The following is a 19,461-nucleotide window of genomic DNA, read 5'->3' on the forward strand; positions in this document are numbered from 1 at the left end:
TTTAACTTTGTTTCGAAGTTCAGCGATAAGTTATTTCTTTTTCATCAGATATAAAGAAAAGATTTAGCGAAATTTCACAAAAATATAAATATAAGATTCTCTATTGATGTAATGCCTACGAGGCCAAACCAATGCAGCAAAAAGAGAAGGATAAAAACAAAATGGTGCTCGAAGTAAATAGTGTTTCTCAGATACTTTTGCTCAAAGCCTTTAGCTCTGAAAATAACAAAACAAAACCACCAGAAAGACATGAATCAGCATTCAATTCAAGGAGTGGAGATATTGGGAGAAGTATCACCGCAGTTTGAGACCATTCTGACCAAAGAGGCATTGACCTTTGTGCGCGATTTGCAAAGAATGTTCAATCGTCAGCGTTTGGGTTTGCTCAATAATCGTGTTCTGCGTCAGGAACAAATCAATCAAGGTATTTTGCCAGATTTTTTGCCAGAAACTGCTGAGATTCGTCAGGCTGACTGGAGTGTTGCCCCAATTCCGCAAGACTTACAAGACCGTCGTGTCGAAATCACAGGACCTGTTGATCGTCGTATGGTAATCAATGCGCTCAACTCTGGGGCAAAAGTCTTTATGGCTGATTTTGAAGATGCCAACACGCCTTCTTGGAGCAATGTCATCGAAGGGCAAATTAATTTGCGTGATGCTATTCGTAAACAAATAGACTTTACGGCCGACAATGGTAAATTTTATGCGCTAAATCCTGAAGTGGCGGTTTTGAAAGTACGTCCTCGTGGCTGGCACATGGAAGAAAAACACGTGCTAATCGACGGAGAGCCAGCTTCAGCTTCGATTTTTGACTTTGGTTTGTATTTCTTTCATAATGCTTGGGAATTAATCAAGCGTGGAAGTGGACCATATTTCTATTTACCCAAAATGGAAAGTCACCTAGAGGCTCGTCTTTGGAATGACATATTTGTAGCGGCACAAGATACTTTAGAGGTTCCGCAAGGTACGACCAAAGTAACTGTTTTGATTGAAACCATCATGGCAGCCTTTGAAATGGATGAAATTCTGTACGAACTTCGAAATCATATCGCTGCTCTTAATGCAGGTCGTTGGGATTATATCTTTAGTTGTATCAAGAAATTTCATCAATATGCCGACCGCCTTCTTCCAGATCGCGTTCAGGTAACGATGGCCGTGCCGTTTATGCGAGCTTATGCAAAATTATTAGTGCAAACTTGTCATAAGCGCAAAGCTCATGCTATCGGAGGAATGTCTGCGTTTATACCTAACCGTAAGGATGAAGCTGTGAATAAAATGGCTTTTGAGCGAGTGAACGCCGATAAAGAACTAGAAGCAAGTACAGGTTTTGACGGAACATGGGTAGCTCACCCCGATTTGGTGGCAGTAGCACTAGTACCATTTAATAAAGCTTTGGGCGAAAATCCTAACCAAAAGCAGGTAATGCTTGAAAATGAAGTCATTACAGGTGCTGAGCTAATCAACTTTACGATTCCGAATACCGCCATTACTGAAGCTGGTATCAGAATGAATATCCAAGTAGGTATTTTGTACATAGAGTCATGGTTGAGAGGAGTGGGGGCGGCTGCAATTCATAACCTCATGGAGGATGCCGCTACAGCCGAAATCTCCAGAGCCCAAGTATGGCAATGGCTTCATCATGGCGCCAAAACCAACCAAGGACAATTAATCGATACAGACTATTACAAGTATTTGCTCAGCGATGAAGTACAGAAAATCAAGCATTTAGTAGGAATTGAAAAATATGATGCTGGCAAATTTATAGAGGCAATTCAACTGTTTGACAAGCTCGTAACACAAGAAGGATTCGACTATTTCCTAACAACCGATGCCTACGAAGTACTTCTCAGTCAAGAGGAAGCGCTACAGAGTTAGGAGTTTTGAATGATGAATTGTGAGTTGTGAATCCGTACTTTACGAAGGATTAAGTTTTGTTTTTAAAGTAAAATTGCAGTAGCGGCAACCCTTGCGGTTGCCATGTTGAGTTGGGCAACCGCAAGGGTTGCTGCTACCGCAAAAATGCTCAGAAAATGAATGTTTCTGAACAACACGAAATCCTTCGTACTGTACTAGTTGTGGGTGTAATATATTTATTATCAGTAACTTATTGAATAGTGGAGAGCCGATCTTTTGATTATTGGGTAAAATTAGCTTCTCTAGTTCAAGACTTAGTCTTGGACTCAATTTTCAACAGTTTAAAACTGTTTACTATGTATTTAAAGATATTTCTCATAAAATAATCGAAGCTTTTCTGTCTAAGGCTTACAGCCTAAAGCATATTAATAACCAATTTTAGTTCGGCGGGGTGTTAGCCTTGAGACACCCCAATGAGCTCATTTGCTACTATTTTTAGAACGATAGTACTTTGATGAATGCTGAGTTATGACTGGTTTGTTTTGAAGTCAAGTATCTGTTATTCAGTTGTATGTAAATTGAATTTCACTTTAATGATTCACAATTCACCACTCATCACTCACAACTCATCAGCAGTCTGGTTCTACTATATGTATGCTTTTCTTATAACAAAACAAAAAACTAATTAAAACCATGAAAATTTCACAAGAAGAAAGAATCCAACAGTTGGTAACTGACTGGACTACAAACCCTCGTTGGGAAGGAATCGAAAGACCTTATAGTGCTGAAGAAGTAGCTCGTTTGGCGGGTTCTTATAAACTTGATTACAGTATTGCACGTATGGGTGCAGAGCGTCTTTGGAACTTGTTGAAAAATGATCATTGGGTAGCTGGATTGGGCGCTTTGACAGGTAACCAAGCTGTACAGGAAGTCCAAGCAGGTATGAAAGCTATCTATTTGTCTGGCTGGCAAGTAGCAGCCGATGCGAACTTGTCGGGTAATATGTATCCTGACCAAAGTTTGTATCCAGCCGATAGCGTTCCTGCGGTGGTGAGAAGAATTAATAACGCTTTATTACGTGCAGATCAAATCCAAAATGTCAATGGTGATGGCGACGTGCATTGGATGGTACCTATCGTAGCCGATGCAGAAGCAGGTTTTGGCGGTAATTTGAATGCCTTCGAGTTGATGAAATGGATGATTGAAGCAGGAGCATCAGGCGTACACTTTGAAGACCAGTTATCTTCTGCTAAAAAGTGCGGTCACTTAGGAGGAAAAGTATTAGTGCCTACACAAGAGGCTATCAATAAATTAGTTGCTGCTCGTTTGGCAGCCGATGTAATGGGTGTACCAACCTTAGTAATTGCTCGAACCGATGCTGAGGCAGCCAATTTGATTACGGCGGATGTAGATGAAAGAGATTTGAAATTTATCCAAGCAGATAAAGGAAGAACTTCGGAAGGGTTCTTTTATGTGAAAAATGGTCTTGAACAAGGTATCGACCGTGGTTTGAGCTATGCGCCATATTCAGACTTAATTTGGATGGAAACGGGTAATCCAGATTTGGGAATGGCTCGTGAGTTTGCTCAAGGTATCCATGCCAAATATCCTGGCAAAATGTTGGCTTACAACTGTTCGCCGTCGTTTAACTGGGCGAAGTTTATGGACGAGAAAAAAATGGAAACATTCCGGGAAGAGTTGGCAGATATGGGCTACAAATTCCAGTTTATTACCTTGGCAGGTTTCCATGCGTTGAATACCGCTATGTTCGAGCTATCAAGTGCGTATGTACAACGTGGAATGGCTGGTTTCTCAGAATTACAACAACGTGAATTTGCTTTACAATCAAAAGGCTTCAAGGCCGTAAAACACCAAGCATTTGTAGGAACAGGTTATTTTGACGCAATTCAAAATACCGTTACAGGAGGCTTGGCATCTACTGGCGCCTTGAAAGGCTCAACCGAAGAAGAGCAGTTTCATTAGAATAATTATGAGTTGTGAATGTTGAATTGTGAATTGTGGAATAGAAAGCATCATTAGTTATTACATTCACTAATTTACAATTCACTAACTCACAATTCAAATTAGGTGAATAGTTTGGTTTGGATAAAGTCTGTCTCGTATGTCAGGCAGGCTTTTCTTCCAAAAATCAGTTTTTTGACCAAGATTCATCAGTGCAAAAGATAGAGAATCATGATAGTTTCAGGTAAATAAAAGGAAAAGTAAAATGACTGCTTTTCCCCATTAGCTGTTTATGATTTTCAACCTCAATTACATCCTATTATTCTTGCTAATTATCATCAACTTATTCACCAAATAAAACGGTTGCCCAAAACAACCATTCATTCAAATCAATACAATCGTTATGAAACATGATATGCTAGCAGTGGATCTCAGTAAAACTGCCAAACCAATGGTTAATCATCCAGTATTCAAATTGCATGGTGATATTCACCTTAATTTGCGTGTATCGACTTTGATTCAAGAAGCGTTAAAGAATCAGGAAGGCGTATTGACTGATACAGGCGCATTTATGTGCGATACTGGCAAATTTACAGGTCGCTCGCCTAAAGATAAGTTTTGTGTGTTTGATGATAAAACTGCTAATACAGTTTGGTGGGGCGATATCAATCAGGCGTTTGATGCCGATAAGTTTGAGGCTTTATATCAAAAAATGACTGCGTTTGTGGCAAACAAAAAGTTATATGCCCGTTATGCATATGCTTGTGCATCGCCCACACATAGATTGAACATTTTGGTGATTAATACTTTGGCATGGCACAATTTGTTTTGTAACCATCTTTTTCTTCGCCCAGAAGAAGAAGAACTTAATACATTCGAACCAGAATGGGTAATCTTGAATGTGCCCGAATTTGAAGCTGACCCTGCTGTAGATGGTACGCGTCAAGGTAATTTTACGATTATTGATTTTACCCGTAAGATTATTTTGATTGGAGGTACTGGTTATGCAGGTGAAATGAAAAAAGGTATTTTCACCGTTCTGAACTATATTTTACCACAAGAAAAACAAGTTTTATCGATGCACTGCTCAGCCAATATTGGCGCTGAGGGGGATACTGCATTATTTTTCGGCTTATCAGGCACTGGCAAAACAACGCTATCTGCCGACCCTGATCGTAAGTTAATTGGTGATGACGAACATGGCTGGTCAGATGAGGAGGTATTCAATTTCGAGGGAGGTTGCTATGCAAAGGTGATCAACTTGAGTGCTGAACAAGAGCCTGAAATCTTTGGAGCCATTCGTTATGGAGCTATTCTTGAAAATACTAGATTTGTTGAGGGGACAACAACCGTAGATTATACCAATCAAAGTGTAACTGAAAATACCCGTACGGCTTATCCTATCAACTATATCCCTAACGTTGCTGAGCCTTCGATTGGTAGTTCACCTAAAAATATATTTTTCCTTACAGCTGATGCTTTTGGGGTATTGCCTCCGATTGCCAAGTTAAATAAAGAGCAAGCAATGTTCTATTTCGTCTCAGGATATACCTCAAAATTAGCAGGTACCGAAATGGGCGTTAAAGAGCCACAAGCTACGTTTTCAGCTTGTTTTGGTGCGGCATTTTTACCTTTACATCCTTTAACATATGCCGATTTGTTGGGGAAAAAAATCAATAATGGAGAAGTAAATGTATGGTTGATTAACACTGGCTGGACTGGTGGACCTTATGGTATTGGCTCACGTATGAAGTTGAAATACACGCGTGCGATGATTCATGCGGCATTGGAAGGGAAGTTTGCTGAAACAGTTTATGAAAAGCATCCAATTTTTGGCATCGAAATCCCAACAGAATGCCCGAATGTACCAACAGAAATTTTGAACCCAATCAATACTTGGGAAAGCCCAGAGGCTTACACCGAAAAGGCTAAATATTTAGAGGGTTTGTTTGAAGAAAACTATAAAAAATATGTTGGCTAGTCACAGCTTAATAAATTAGGATTTTTTTAATATATCAGAAAGCTAGATTTTCATCAAAAAGTCCAACGCAATTCAGTGGGATTTAGTATTATATTACCTATTCATTGCAATATTTTAGGATAATGCCTACCCACGAGATTAGATTTGTTTAATGCTTTACTTTTAAAATGAGTAAGCCTAATGGACAATCCTAATCTCGTGTTGATTTTTAAGAGATTTTGATTTTAATTTTTAAAAAAATCAAAAAAAAATCACTCAAGCAGGACGGAATAGGAAAGTTATATGATTTCTGTTCAATAGGTTTGCATAAATTAACTTGTTCGGTTATTGGTTGTTGGCGTAAAAAGTCCATGATTTGGAGTTTCGATGAGCTGGTAAATCATTTTCAAATCATGACTTCAATGCCAAAACCTTTAGTTGAATAGCTACCAAAACAATCTAATAAATCTTATGGGTATTTGGTGGGCTTCGTCTAGCGTAAAACTGTTTGCTCGATGGAATCATAAATAAGTATGGTGCTTTAATAAAATAAATCAAGGTAAGTAGAACTGGTAAATATACTTGCTAACGGTTTAGTTTTAGAAAAGTCTAATTTCTTATATGACACTCAAAGAGTAACATGAAGCTAGAAGGTCAATTATTGGATATATTCAAGAAAGGGATTAGGTTCTTATGCTTGAAATATTTCTGTTGGTTGACATATAAGTTCATGTTTCTTGGCTCACATACCTTATGATTGATTCTGTTGGCGCGGTGAAAAGTTTGAAAAAGCGACCATAACCACTGTACTTAAAAATCACGAGTTACTCTTAAAACCAAGTGAAGAATATGACAGCAGAATCAACCCTTGCACTACCCGTTGGTACAACCCTCGATCGCTTTATTATGCGTCAACAAGAAGCTTTTGCTTTTGCTAAAGGAGAGCTTTCACAGTTATTGCGTGACATTGCCCTTGCCTCCAAAATTATCGGCCGTGAAATCAACCGTGCTGGTTTGACTGATATTATGGGAGCATTGGGTCGAGAAAATGTACAAGGTGAGAGCCAACAAAAACTAGACGTAATTGCCAACATTCGTTTCAAAAGAGCATTAGTGAATGGTGGTGAAGTTTGTGGTATTCTTTCAGAAGAGGAGGATGATATCATCCAAACAGGTAACAACAATGCAAAGTATGTAGTAGCAATGGATCCTCTCGATGGTTCGTCAAACATTGACGTAAATGTTTCGATTGGGACAATTTTTTCCATTTATCGCCGTGTAAGTCCGATTGGTACACCAGCTACCCTCGAAGACTTCATGCAAGGTGGTCGTAAACAAGTGGCAGCGGGCTATATTTTGTATGGTTCGTCGACCGTGATGGTTTACACTACTGGTAAAGGAGTAAATTGCTTTACGTATGAAAATGCACTTGGTGAGTATTTCTTTTCTCATGCAGATATGGAAATGCCTACCACGGGTAAAATCTATTCAATTAATGATGCTTACTACGATGAGTTTGCAGAACCAATCAAATCGTTTATTGGGGATATGCGCAAAACTTCTGGTTCAATGGCTCGTTATATTGGTTCATTAGTAGGTGATTTTCATCGTAATTTACTCAAAGGAGGAATCTATTTGTATCCACCTACGCTAAAGGCGAAGGATGGTAAACTACGTTTGTTGTATGAATGCTATCCACTTGCGATGATTACCGAACAAGCAGGAGGGAAGGCTACCAATGGTGTTTGTCCGATTTTGGATGTTGAACCTACGCAGATACACCAGCGTTCTGCGATTTATGTGGGCTCGTCCGAATTGGTTGATGACCTTGGTGCACGTTTGGCAAATTACCAAGAATCCATGAGCAGCCAGCTCAGCGAGACGATTGTATAAAATCTATGATAATTTCCTGAAAAATATGATACAAAAAAGACCGTTCCACACCCGAACGGTCTTTTTTTGTAAGTTAGTGGGCAAAATAGAATTTAATTTTTGTGCCCAAGGCATTCAGGTACCAGCTTTCGGCGGTGGGCTTTGTAAAAAAGCATGGCTGTAGTTAATAAAAACATTTTAACACTCTGTGCCTTGTGCCTGTTGCCTTGTCCCTAAGCACATAACTTAAATCTTATTCTGCTCGATTACTTAAGTTAGTAAGCAAAATAAAGTTTAAGATTGTGCTTTGAGCTTTCAGGTATCGGCTTTCGGCGGCGGGCTATGGGAAAAATGCATGTCTGTGATCGTTAAAACATTTTAACACTCTGTGCCTTGTGCCTTATCCCTAAAACACATAACTTAAATCTTATTCTGCACGATTACTTAAGTACTAAGGCAAAATTAAAATAATTTCACTGCTTTAAGCTCTAGGCTTTATGCAGTAGGCTAAAAGTTAAAAAATACTTCTTATGAAATAATACGAGCTTTTTGCCTAATGCCTACGACTTACAGCTTAATAATGCAATTTAATTTTACCCGCTTTAAGCTCTAAGCAATAGACTAAAAATTTGAATATGCTTTTTATGAAACCATTGAAGTATTCTACCGAGTGCCCATAGCTGACAGCTGAAAGCTTTCTAATCAATATATCTCTTCAAAATAGGGTCATAGCTATCAATACGACGGTCGCGCAAATACGGCCATGTGCTTCTGTAGTACTCTGTTTTAGCTAAATCTATTTCTTGAACATGCACTTCTTCGTTTTCGTGTGAGCCAAGATATAGCAATGAACCAAACGGATTTGCGACAAAACTGCCACCCCAAAACTGTTGGTCAGCTTCACGACCCACACGGTTTACAGATACCACGTGTACACCATTTGCGATTGCGTGTGAACGCTGAATCGTCTGCCAAGCATTGTATTGCTCACGGTTAGTGTTAGGATCTGTTTCGTTGGTATCCCAGCCAATAGCAGTTGGATAGAACAACACTTCGGCGCCCATCAAAGCCGTAATACGAGATGCCTCAGGATACCACTGATCCCAGCAGATTAGGATACCAATTTTAGCAAATTTGGTTTCAAATACCTTGTAGCCTAAATCACCTGGCGTAAAATAGAATTTCTCATAATACCCTGGGTCGTCTGGAATGTGCATTTTACGATATTTTCCTAAATACGTTCCGTCAGCATCCAAAACAGCTGTAGTATTGTGATACAATCCAGCGGCTCTTTTTTCAAATAATGAAGCGATGATTACTACGCCCAATTCTTTGGCAACAGCAGATAGAGTATCTGTCGATGGTCCTGGAATAGCTTCTGCTAACTTGAAGTTTTCATGGTCTTCAACATCGCAGAAATATAATGAAGTAAATAATTCTTGAAGACAAACGATTTGGGCTCCTTTAGCTGCTGCTTCACGAATACCCGAAATGGCTTTTTGCATATTGTCAGCCACGTTATCAGAGCATGACATCTGCACCAAACCAATATTTACCTTTTTCATGATGTATAATTTGTTTTAAATATTTTTTTCTCTAAATCACTAAACTCTAACTCGTTTACACACTTAAAATGTCCTAGAGGACATTTTTCAAATCCAATTTTGGAACATGGTCTGCACCCGATTTCTTTATTTTCGATAGCTACAAATGGCGTTTGATATGGATACATCCCAAATTCAGGAACGGTATTTCCCCAAATCGACACAACTTTCTTTTTCAAGGCCGCCGCTACGTGCATCATGCCTGTATCGTGGCTAATTACCCAAAGTGATTGCTGAATCAAGGAGGCTGATTGGTTCAGATTACAATTGCCACAAGTATTCAAAATGGCTTTTTCTTTGAGTGCTTCAACGATTTGTGTTGCTTCAGATTTATCTTCTGGTCCTCCAATCAATATCAAAGGAAGAGATACCTGTTTACACAACTCGATCATTTTGGCAACGGGCAATTTTTTCGTCGCATGTTGTCCGCCAATGGCATAAACCACAAATCCCTTGCGGTATTCCTCTGGAAGCCAGCTAGTTGGTAGTTGGTCTTTTTCAGGAATAAAATAATCCAAACCTTTGTTGTCATTCTTAATTCCCAGCGTTGAGGTAGTCGCCAAATAGCGGTCTACGATGTGAACATTGGGCATTAAATTCTTTTTAAACTTGACTAAAATCCATTTTCTGAAATTGAGTTTGTCAAAACTAAAGGCTTTAACGCCCAACCTAAACTTAATAATTCGTGTTCGCAAATTATTATGGAGGTCGATGACATAATCAAATTGCTCTGCTTTTAGTTCATCTACAAAAGTCGACAAAGAGCCTTCCAATACGTGAGTTTTATCCACATAAGGATTGTTGTTTAGTAAAGACTGATAGCTTTTTTTGGTCGCAAAATGTACTTGAGCATTGGGATACTGTTGTTTGATACAGCGAATCACAGGAGTGGTCAGCACAATATCGCCGATGGATGAAAAGCGGAGAATAAGGAATTTTGTCTGAGGCATGGGGGCCAGTGTTAATTTTTCGCAAAGATACACAAAATACTTTTTCGAATCACTTTGCGTCTTTTCATTCCTGACCTAATCACTAAAAACAATAATAGGCATCCCGACAGGGGAAGCCTATTAATAAGATTACCTAACCACTAATTGTTATTTGATGAGAATCTCAGTGAATATCTTTTGATACAAGGAGATCACACACACATACAAATATCAGTAATTAAGTCGTATGTCTCCAATCAACGGTTTGTGATTGGTAGGTTTGGTTTTATATATGGACGAATTGAACTAACAACTGGTTAGTTAGCCAATTTTTTTAAGATATATTTTTCTTTTCCTTTGCGCCCTTTCATACAATCTTTGGTATCGGGGTCTTGCTGTTGGCAGTCGATATTATAGATAATCAAAGAGTCGTCTTTAAACTCATAAATGTAAGATTGACCAGTCATAGCGTCTTTGACTTTGTTGAGAACAATGAGGTCAAATGGGAGAATTTTTTCAATAAAATCACATTTAGGGAAAAAATATTTAACACCGGAAAGCCCTGTGACAGTGCCATTGGCATTAAATTTCACAGGTTTTCCATTCCATTCATAATTACCTTCAAAAAGCATTTCTTCCAAACACATCGTAGGGTCGGTCGATTTGATTTTAACAAAGGTCTCTTTTCCTACTTTAATTTTCTTATCAGCTTCCACAATACTTATCGCACCGATTTTTTCTTTTGGTTCAGTACGCCAAAGTTCATAGCCATTGCCTACCTGTTTTAAGATGGTTTCTTCCCCTTCATGAAAATTCCAACCCAAAAAGTGCCCACCTTTGAGTTGTTTGGTAAAAACAATGTTACTCTGAAAGTAACTAGAAAAAGCTTTCATCGGCGACTTGGTTTTCATGACGGTATTATAATACTTTTCATTAATCCACTGGCCAGCGAACGGATTGGTTTGAGCAAAAATATTTGGCGTTAATCCGAATAGGAAAACGAAGATTTTGAAATAACGAAAGGTCATTTTGAGAAAAAATTTAGGGTTCAGCGGTAGCAAGTTAGTGAAATATTACAAAAGTCAGCAAGAAAAGGGATAACTTTACAGACTGAACGTAAACCTCTCAATTTACAAGGTTGAGGTTGGACGTAGATGATTGATTTTTGAAACCGAAAAAACAATGGCTGAACAGAAACAAGATACGGCATCTGCATTAAAAGACATTATTTCACATGCCAAAGAATATGGCTTTGTGTTTCCTTCTTCTGAGATTTATGACGGTCTACAAGCCGTATACGACTACGGTCAAAATGGTGTTGAGTTAAAAAACAACCTTAAAACTTTGTGGTGGAAAGCCATGACTATGTTGAACGACAACGTAGTTGGTATTGATGCTTCCATCTTTATGCACCCTCTCACTTGGAAAGCTTCTGGGCACGTTGACTCTTTCAACGACCCAATGATTGATAACAAAGATTCGAAAAAACGCTACCGTGCCGACCAATTGTTGGAAGGTCGCGCTGAAGAATACGAAAAAGCAGGTACTCCAGAAAAAGGCAAAGCTTTGTTGGAAGCTATGGCAAAAGCCATGACCGACGACGATATGTCTGCCTTACGTCAATTGATTTTAGATGAAGAAATTAAATGTCCAATTTCAGGTACTGGCAACTGGACTGAAGTTCGTCAGTTCAACTTGATGTTCTCTACGCAAGTAGGTGCTGTTTCAGAAGATGCTTCATTGATTTACCTTCGTCCAGAAACGGCACAGGGTATCTTTGTAAACTTCTTGAACGTACAAAAATCAGGTCGTATGAAAGTGCCGTTTGGTATTGCCCAAATTGGTAAGGCTTTCCGTAACGAGATTGTAGCTCGTAACTTCATCTTCCGTATGCGTGAATTTGAACAAATGGAAATGCAATTTTTCTGTCGCCCTGGTACCGAAATGCAATGGTATAATGCTTGGAAAGAAACTCGTTTGAAATTCCACAAAGCTATTGGTTTGCCAGCAGAAAAGTTACGTTATCATGACCACGAAAAATTAGCTCACTATGCTAATGCCGCTGTGGATATTGAGTATGAATTCCCATTTGGTTTCAAAGAAATGGAAGGTATTCACTCTCGTACAGATTTTGACTTAAAATCTCACCAAGGACTTTCGAAGAAAAAACAACAATACTTCGATGCAGACTTGGACGAAAACGGTAAACCTTACGGCAACTATATTCCGTACGTGGTAGAAACATCAGTAGGGGCAGACCGTTTGTTCTTAGCAGTACTTTGCAATGCTTACACCAACGAAGTAGTAGGCGAAGGCGAAGCGGCAAAAGAAAGAACGTACTTGAAATTTCACCCTACTGTTGCGCCAATCAAGGCAGCTGTATTGCCATTGGTTAAAAAAGACGGTTTAGCAGAAAAAGCTCAAGATATTTATCATTCATTAAAGCGTTCATTCAACGTAACTTATGATGATGGTGGAGCGATTGGTAAGCGTTATACTCGCCAAGACTTGGCAGGAACTCCATTCTGTATTGCTGTGGATTATCAAACAATGGAAGATAATACAGTGACGATTCGTCACCGTGATAGCATGGAGCAGGAGCGTGTAGCAATTGCTGATCTTCGTGAGAAAATCGGTTTTGCCGTTTCGATGGAGAGAGTTTTTGAACAATTGTAAAAGATTCTTTTTCAAAATATCAAAACGCCTAGTAAGTTCGCTTACTAGGCGTTTTTGTTGAAATATCTTGGAAAACAAAGCTCGTTTAGGTTTTTGAAACTGAAACTCCTTTTTTCTAGAGTTTTTCAAGGTAAAATATAACTCCCCAAAAAATCTCAGTAACTTTATTTTATCAAACAATAAAACATTTGTAACATGATTACTATCAACAACGAAGGCGAATACGAAAAAGCTTCAGACCGTGCAGACGAAATTTTCGGTGCAAAACCTGGCACACCCGAGCACAAAGAATTACAAGAGCTATTGAAAGCATTGAAAAAATATGAAGATGATTTTGTGAAAATGTTGAAAGGTTATAATTCCTAAATCAATTTTCACTCATGAAACAAACTTACCTCTTCTTGATTTTTGTGTCGATGTCCTTGAACATATCGGCACAAAAAAGACTTCGTGATTATGGCGTCAAAATTGGTGTTATGAAAACTGGAGCACTCAATGCCATCACCGATGTCAAGGGCGTGAAAGTGGGTCATACGACTATCCAGCAAGGAGATAGCGTTAATACAGGTGTAACAGCCATTATTCCTGCCGAAGGGAATCTTTTTCAAAGTAAAGTCCCAGCAGCGATTTATATTGGAAATGGCTTTGGCAAACTTATGGGAATATCTCAGGTAAAGGAATTGGGCAATCTCGAAACACCTATCGTATTGACCAATACCTTGTCGATTGCCACCGCTGCTGATGCTATCATTGATTATTCAGTAACTCAAAAGGAAAATCAAAATCTACGTTCTGTCAATGCCATTGTTGGTGAAACTAATGATAGCTATCTCAACGACATAGTGGGTCGTCATGTCAAAAAGCAGCATGTCCTTACTGCAATTGAGAATGCTAAAAATGGCGTCGTAGCAGAGGGCAATGTAGGCGCTGGAACAGGAACGGTTTGTTTTGGTTTTAAGGGTGGTATTGGCACAGCCTCAAGAGTATTGCCCAAAGCGTCGGGAGGATATACCGTTGGCGTGTTGGTACAAACCAATTTTGGAGGCGTATTGCAAATCGATGGAGTGCCCGTAGGCGTGGCGTTGAACCAATATTTTCTCAATAACCAGCTTAATGACCCTGCCGATGGTTCTTGTATGATTGTGGTGATTACTGATGCGCCTGTTACCGCTCGAAATTTAGAACGTATTGCCAAACGAGCCATGATGGGCTTGGCCAAAACGGGCGGTATTGCCTCCAATGGAAGTGGTGATTATGTCATTGCTATATCCAATGCAGAAGGCCTACGTGTCGCTCACGATTCTAAAGAAAAATTGCAAACCGTGCAAGAGCTACGAAATGACGAGGTTTCGCCTTTGTTTTTGGCTACCATTGAAGCTACAGAGGAGGCTATTCTTAATTCGCTTTTTGCAGCCAAAACCCTCAAAGGTAAAAATGGCACTATCCAATCCTTGCCCATTGATCAAACTATTAAGTTGTTGAAAGAGTATAAGAAAATCAATTAAAAGGGGATAGGCAAAAAGGGTCAAGGCACTAGTAATTAAAAATTTTCAAAATAAGACTAATTACACTCTTGCCTAATGCCTCTTTGCCTGACCCCTAAAACCCATCCGAACCTTTTCACTAGAAAATGAAAAAAGCTATCCTTCTTCTCTGCTTAGCTGTTGGAGCTAAAGCACAAGTCAAAACACTTCCTTTTGATAAAAAAGTGCCTGCGGGTGTATCTGTAAAAGGTAAAGTATCAGATGCCATCAAGTGGCAAGATCAGACGGGTGAAAATATTGTTTTTTTGAGTGTTGAAAGAAAACAAGTCACTGGAGTAGATACACCTTCGGGAGATGCGCAAACTGCCAAAGTACATGCATACCAGTACAACAAACAAGGAGATAAATACCAACTTGTTTGGGAGCTGAAAGATGGCATAGACGAATGCCCATTGGATGTTGCGGCTACTTTTATTCCTAAATCTTTACAAGTCAGTGATGTAGATGCAAATCAAAAAGGAGAGGTGTCTTTTTTGTATAAAACAGCCTGCCGTGGCGATGTGAGTCCTGCTTCATTGAAATTATTGATTTATGAACAAAAAAATAAGTACATCCTTCGTGGTGATACCTATGTCAAAATGATTAAAGAAGGCGGTAAATTTACGGTCGATAAGAGTTTTACCACAGCACCAAAAGGCTTTTTAGATTTTGCTAAAAAACAATGGAATAAGTTCAAAGTGGAAGAAAGCTTTGAATAAAAATAGAGAGCAACAATTTCGGATGTCGGATATTGGATTGCAGATTTGCTGGGGTTTTCTCTCCAACAAACTTGCGTAAGCAACAAAGGCACTATCCTTGTTATTTAACTGTGGTTAGTTACTGACGCTCCTCTCGTTGGATAAAACTCCAACGAGGGCGAAAAAGGCTTCGTCCCTGTTATTTAACTGTGCCTAGTTGCTGACGCTTATCTTGAAAATTCATATTCACAATTCAAAACTCATCATTTACAATTAATACTCCCCTTCGTTTAAAACTATTTTTATGAAAAAAACAATCTCAAAAATCTTACTGGCCACGCTTGTGAGCTGGCAAGTAACTCATGCTCAAGGACCACGAACTGCCGAGGTATGGCTGACTCATGCAGACCAATCAAAACTATTTGAGAAGCAAGCAGAAACCTTTACTTTCAGCCCTCAATCGAGTACACTTCCTACGATTTTTGTGGATGAAAAACAGAAATTTCAATCAATGGATGGTTTTGGCTTCACCTTAACGGGTGGAAGTGCAACCTTGTTATGGCAAATGGATGCCGACAAGCGTAAGGCACTTTTAAAAGAACTGTTTGCTTTTGATGGCAAAAACATCGGTATCAGCTATCTACGGGTTAGTATCGGAGCTTCGGATTTGAGTGATCATGTATTTACTTACAATGATTTAACTGGAGGTCAAACAGACGAGAAAATTCAAAAGTTTGATTTATCGGAAGAAAAAAAAGCCTTGATTCCTGTTTTGAAAGAAATTTTGGCAATTAATCCAGCCATTAAGATTTTAGGGTCACCTTGGACACCACCCGTATGGATGAAAACCAATAGTAACTCGAAAGGAGGAAGTCTTTTACCCAAATATTATGATGCTTACGCTTTATACTTTGTTAAATATATCCAGAGTATGAAAAAGGAAGGTATCCATATTGATGCTGTCACGATTCAAAATGAGCCATTGCATCCAGGCAATAATCCAAGTTTGTTGATGCAACCTGAAGAACAAGGAGCCTTTATCAAACAAAGTTTAGGGAAGGCGTTTAAATTGGCAAAAATTACCACCAAAATCTGGTTGTATGACCACAACGCTGACCGTCCAGATTATCCAATCGCCATCTTAAATGACCCAGAAGTACGTCAGTATGTAGACGGCTCGGCTTTTCACCTATACGGGGGAAGCGTAGAAAATATTCGTCAGGTACACGAAGCACATCCAGACAAGAATCTCTATTTTACCGAACAGTGGATAGGAGCGCCAGGGAATTTTGCAGGAGATTTAGCATGGCATACTAAAACGTTGATTATTGGAGCACCACGTAACTGGTGTAAAACCGTTTTGGAATGGAATCTAGCTGCTGATCCTCAGCAAAATCCACATACCGACGGTGGTTGTACCGAATGCTTAGGTGCATTGACGATTGATAAAAATGAAATTAAGCGCAATCCAGCCTATTATATTGTGGCACATGCTTCTAAATTTGTACGTCCTAATGCCCAGAGAATTGCCTCAAATACGACGGTGGGATTACAAAATATTGCTTTTAAAACAGCTGAAGGGCGTATTGTACTGATAGTTTTAAATGAAAGCAATAAACCTTCCACCTTTATGATTAGTCATCAAAATAAGAAAATTCAACAGACTTTATCCGCTGGCGCTGTGGCGACTTATGTTTGGTAAAGTATTAGGTTTATCATGGAAAAAGGCAATAAATTACTACATAAAATGAATCATGTTCTTTGGTGATAAACGACTAAAAATTATTTTTTCTGAAAAAAAGTATAATTAAAGGACGAAAAAATCCGTTGCAATTAGTACAGAATCTTTTAATTATGAAGATTTTGTACTAATTTGCAAATAGTTACCTTTTTAGAAGCCTTAATATTATGCTAAAAAAAATATTTCTAACCTGCATTCTCATTACTTCTGGTGTAGCCTCCAAAGCACAACAAATTCGGAAAGATACTACCGAAACAAGGTCTAGTTATCATCCGTTGTCGATTGTCAACAATCTTCTCGATTTTGCACATGATCACTTGCATTTTAGGTATCGTTCGGGAGGAAGCTCAACCAGTGGATTTGACTGTTCGGGCTTTGTACGCTACTGTTTTCGCAACTTTGGTATGATGCTCCCTCACGGTAGTGCAGCGCAGTCTCTAATCGGAGATGAAATAGCCAAAACTGAAGCTCTTCCAGGCGATTTAATCTTTTTTAAAGGACATAATTCAGGGAGTAGTCGCATTGGACACGTTGGTATTATTACAGAAGTTGGTGATACCTACATCAAGTTTATACATTCAGCTTGGAATGGCGGCGTACGTTATGACTATCTAGAGTCTGATTATTATCGTAGACGATTTATTAGTATCAAGCGTGTAGTAGGATTGCTCGATATGGTTCCACAGCGAAAAAACCGCTCTTCTAAGAAGTAAGATACGTTTGTATAACACACCACACTATTATTATAAAATTGATTTTCGTTCTTTCGTTTGTTTGTAGGGGAGAGCCCTAGTACTTGTCTACCAACGCTTTGATTAAACTGTATCGTTTAGACACCAGAAATCTATACCACAATGAATATTGTCATTCATTTACTCATCATCCTTCTTAATATTTATACAATTGTTTTTTTGTTTTTATTAGTACAAAGGATATTTCCTACCAAGAAAACAACCCTACACTTGTTATTTACCTTAATGCTTGTTTTTATATGTTTTACCATTTCTACGATTAATAATCCAACACTCAATAACTCGACCTTTTCGGCGCATTCTGCAAATCGTACTTATACTATTGATCCACTTTGTCAAGTGGAATTCTCTTTCGTTCCTAGTCCTCAAGCTCAAGACTCTAGTGTTTATGTTGTATCAAAGCTAAAAGGGCTTGTAGCAGGATTACAGTGGCAACAAGATTCGCTTATAAAACAAACAAGTTTTTCAGATCTTCATTTTCAGGTTAGGGGTAAAATAAAGTATTTGATTTTGGGACTCCCAGTATATAGCAACAACCAAATTTTCTCAGGAATGATTAAATTTGATGAACTAAAACATTACGAGGAATCATCAACAAAATGGAATACTTCAACCAACAGCAATTTGCAGAACAACTTGATACAGAAGATGTACTGAAAGATTTTCGTTCTCAATTTCATATTCCTATCCATAAGGGTCAGGAACAAATCTACTTTTGTGGTAATTCATTGGGACTTCAACCCAAAAATACCTCCCTTTATTTAGATCAAGAACTCGAAAAATGGCGTAATCTTGCCGTAGAAGGCTGGTTTACAGGTGATGATAATTGGATTAATTATCTGCAACATCTTAAAAAACCCTTGTCTAAAATCGTAGGAGCTAAGCCTTCGGAGGTTACAGTGATGAATAACCTGACGGTAAATCTACACTTGATGCTGACGACTTTTTACCAACCAACTTCTACTCGCTTCAAAATCTTGGCTGAAGCAGGAGCTTTCCCTTCAGATCAGTATGCTTTAGAAACACATCTCAAAACAAGAGATATTGATCCCCAAACAGCAATTCTTGAAGTTTTTCCAAGAGAAAATGAGCATATTTTTTACACAGAAGATATACTTCAGTTGATTCACGAAAATAAAGATAGCTTGGCTATGGTGATGCTAGGCGGAATCAATTACTATAATGGACAGGTGTTAGATATGCCTCTGATTACTCAAACTGCGCAAGCTTATGGAATCGTCGTAGGTTTTGATTTGGCGCATTGTGTGGGCAATATCCCTCTTCAACTACATGAATGGGGCATTGATTTTGCGGTTTGGTGTTCCTACAAATACCTCAATTCTGGTATGGGAGGGGTCTCTGGTGTATTTGTTCATGAAAAACATCATGCCTCTAATTTACCAAGATTGGCGGGTTGGTGGGGATATGACCAAGCTACACGTTTTAAAATGGAAAAGGGCTTTGTCCCAATGCAAGGCGCAGACGGTTGGCAGCTGAGCACTCCAACAATTCTGGCTATGGCTTGTCATCGTGCCGCCCTAGAAATAACAGATGCTGCTAGCCTACCAGCCTTACGAGCTAAAAGTATTAAGCTTTCAGGCTTTTTAAGGTTTATTTTGAAAAAATTTAATGAGCAAAATAATCATATTCTGAAAATCATTACCCCTGCAGATACTCAACAAAATGGTTGTCAGATTTCTATTTTAGCAGAAAAAAATGGAAAAGAGCTCTTTAATCGATTAGTAGACCACCAAATTATCGGTGATTGGCGTGAGCCTAATGTCATTAGACTATCGCCTGTACCTTTGTACAATACTTTTACTGAAGTCTATAAAGTAGGAGTGGCATTAGGCGTGTCATAGTGCTTTGTCCATTTTTATAAACAATCCA

15 protein-coding genes are annotated in these 19,461 nt (G+C 38.8%); 12 read left to right on the forward strand and 3 right to left on the reverse strand.

Features of this window, described 5'->3' with window-relative positions; translation table 11 throughout:
• Positions 1-249 precede the first annotated feature (249 nt).
• The 4 genes from aceB to fbp all read left to right on the forward strand — a co-directional run bounded on the left by aceB (position 250) and on the right by fbp (position 7,669).
• The gene (aceB, locus tag QM524_RS05765; protein ID WP_283343848.1) at positions 250-1,875 is read left to right on the forward strand and encodes a malate synthase A; all 1,626 of its coding nucleotides are present in this window, start codon (positions 250-252) and stop codon (positions 1,873-1,875) included.
• Between the two features lie 672 nt (positions 1,876-2,547).
• Positions 2,548-3,837: an isocitrate lyase gene (gene aceA, locus QM524_RS05770; RefSeq protein ID WP_166551253.1), complete on the forward strand. Its 1,290-nt coding sequence runs from the start codon at positions 2,548-2,550 to the stop codon at positions 3,835-3,837.
• A 430-nt stretch (positions 3,838-4,267) separates the two neighbouring features.
• Positions 4,268-5,797 (forward strand): phosphoenolpyruvate carboxykinase (ATP), encoded by a 1,530-nt coding sequence (gene pckA / locus QM524_RS05775; RefSeq protein WP_283344022.1) that lies wholly within the window; start codon positions 4,268-4,270, stop codon positions 5,795-5,797.
• Positions 5,798-6,625: 828 nt separating this feature from the next.
• Positions 6,626-7,669, forward strand: a complete 1,044-nt coding sequence (gene fbp, locus QM524_RS05780; protein ID WP_166578900.1) for a class 1 fructose-bisphosphatase — start codon at positions 6,626-6,628, stop codon at positions 7,667-7,669.
• A 677-nt stretch (positions 7,670-8,346) separates the two neighbouring features.
• Here fbp and QM524_RS05785 read toward each other — a convergent pair.
• The 3 genes from QM524_RS05785 to QM524_RS05795 form a co-directional block, all read right to left on the reverse strand.
• Complete coding sequence (locus tag QM524_RS05785; protein ID WP_095160907.1) at positions 8,347-9,216, reverse strand: carbon-nitrogen hydrolase; 870 nt, start codon at positions 9,214-9,216, stop codon at positions 8,347-8,349.
• The gene (locus QM524_RS05790; protein ID WP_283343849.1) at positions 9,210-10,202 is read right to left on the reverse strand and encodes a glycosyltransferase family 9 protein; all 993 of its coding nucleotides are present in this window, start codon (positions 10,200-10,202) and stop codon (positions 9,210-9,212) included. The genes QM524_RS05785 and QM524_RS05790 overlap by 7 nt, the downstream gene beginning before the upstream one ends.
• 296 nt (positions 10,203-10,498) lie before the next feature.
• The gene (locus QM524_RS05795) at positions 10,499-11,209 is read right to left on the reverse strand and encodes a hypothetical protein (protein WP_283343850.1); all 711 of its coding nucleotides are present in this window, start codon (positions 11,207-11,209) and stop codon (positions 10,499-10,501) included.
• 154 nt (positions 11,210-11,363) lie between these two features.
• Between QM524_RS05795 and QM524_RS05800 the strand changes: the two genes are divergently transcribed.
• The 8 genes from QM524_RS05800 (at position 11,364) to kynU (ending at position 19,433) form a co-directional block, all read left to right on the forward strand.
• Positions 11,364-12,857 (forward strand): glycine--tRNA ligase, encoded by a 1,494-nt coding sequence (locus tag QM524_RS05800; protein WP_283343851.1) that lies wholly within the window; start codon positions 11,364-11,366, stop codon positions 12,855-12,857.
• A gap of 195 nt (positions 12,858-13,052) precedes the next feature.
• Positions 13,053-13,223: a hypothetical protein gene (locus QM524_RS05805; RefSeq protein ID WP_166551236.1), complete on the forward strand. Its 171-nt coding sequence runs from the start codon at positions 13,053-13,055 to the stop codon at positions 13,221-13,223.
• A 14-nt stretch (positions 13,224-13,237) separates the two neighbouring features.
• Positions 13,238-14,362 carry a DmpA family aminopeptidase gene (locus QM524_RS05810; RefSeq protein WP_283343852.1) on the forward strand — a complete coding sequence of 375 codons (1,125 nt, stop codon included), beginning with the start codon at positions 13,238-13,240 and terminating at the stop codon, positions 14,360-14,362.
• A gap of 125 nt (positions 14,363-14,487) precedes the next feature.
• Positions 14,488-15,099: a M949_RS01915 family surface polysaccharide biosynthesis protein gene (locus tag QM524_RS05815; protein ID WP_283343853.1), complete on the forward strand. Its 612-nt coding sequence runs from the start codon at positions 14,488-14,490 to the stop codon at positions 15,097-15,099.
• Between the two features lie 283 nt (positions 15,100-15,382).
• The gene (locus QM524_RS05820; protein ID WP_283343854.1) at positions 15,383-16,780 is read left to right on the forward strand and encodes a glycoside hydrolase family 30 protein; all 1,398 of its coding nucleotides are present in this window, start codon (positions 15,383-15,385) and stop codon (positions 16,778-16,780) included.
• A gap of 206 nt (positions 16,781-16,986) precedes the next feature.
• Positions 16,987-17,532, forward strand: coding sequence for a C40 family peptidase (locus QM524_RS05825; RefSeq protein WP_283343855.1), 546 nt, complete (start codon positions 16,987-16,989; stop codon positions 17,530-17,532).
• A 141-nt stretch (positions 17,533-17,673) separates the two neighbouring features.
• The gene (locus QM524_RS05830; RefSeq protein ID WP_283343856.1) at positions 17,674-18,228 is read left to right on the forward strand and encodes a hypothetical protein; all 555 of its coding nucleotides are present in this window, start codon (positions 17,674-17,676) and stop codon (positions 18,226-18,228) included.
• Positions 18,171-19,433, forward strand: coding sequence for a kynureninase (kynU, locus tag QM524_RS05835; RefSeq protein ID WP_283343857.1), 1,263 nt, complete (start codon positions 18,171-18,173; stop codon positions 19,431-19,433). The genes QM524_RS05830 and kynU overlap by 58 nt, the downstream gene beginning before the upstream one ends.
• Positions 19,434-19,461 lie beyond the last annotated feature (28 nt).

Source organism: Flectobacillus roseus, from assembly GCF_030056595.1.
Lineage (GTDB): Bacteria > Bacteroidota > Bacteroidia > Cytophagales > Spirosomataceae > Flectobacillus > Flectobacillus roseus.